A 528-nucleotide genomic window follows, 5' to 3' on the forward strand; every position below is an offset into this window, starting at 1 on the left:
AATTTCATGATGAATAGATTCACAACTTTGCGAGATGACTATGTTTAAAAAAACCGTTGCAGCCTTATTGTTATTAGGGACCAGTCAGCTCTTTGCAAATGCAGAATCCGATTTATCCCATTTTTTTAATAATTTGGGGTTTGATGCCAATGTGACGGGATCGCATGCTTATCAAACACAAGCGGCGGGTTATGCTGCTCTTGGTTCTGTATATGCTCGTAATCAAGTACGTACCATCCGCCTTGCGCATGTGGATGTACCTGGAATGCGCTCTGGTTGTGGTGGCATTGATCTCTTCGCAGGCGGTTTTTCCTTCATCAAGTCGGATCAGATTGTGAAGTTCATGCAAAATATTTTATCAGGAGGAGCAGGCTACGCATTAAACCTGGCTTTAGAAACAGAATTGCCTGAAATTGCACATGCGATGCAGTTTATGCAGAAACTGGCGAATGAAATTAATGGCACCAATTTTAATTCCTGTGAAATGGGTGAAAATTTAAGTGCTGCTGTGTGGCCGCGAAATAGGGC

1 protein-coding gene is annotated in these 528 nt (G+C 42.4%); it reads left to right on the forward strand.

All coding sequences use genetic code 11. The features are described from left to right. Nucleotides 1-40: 40 nt before the first annotated feature. Nucleotides 41-528, forward strand: a 488-nt coding sequence (locus tag A8O27_RS18265) for a conjugal transfer protein TraH (protein WP_259293104.1), incomplete at its 3' end; no start/stop codon positions are given.

This window comes from Legionella bozemanae (assembly GCF_001648595.1).
GTDB classification, from domain to species: Bacteria; Pseudomonadota; Gammaproteobacteria; order Legionellales; family Legionellaceae; genus Legionella; species Legionella bozemanae.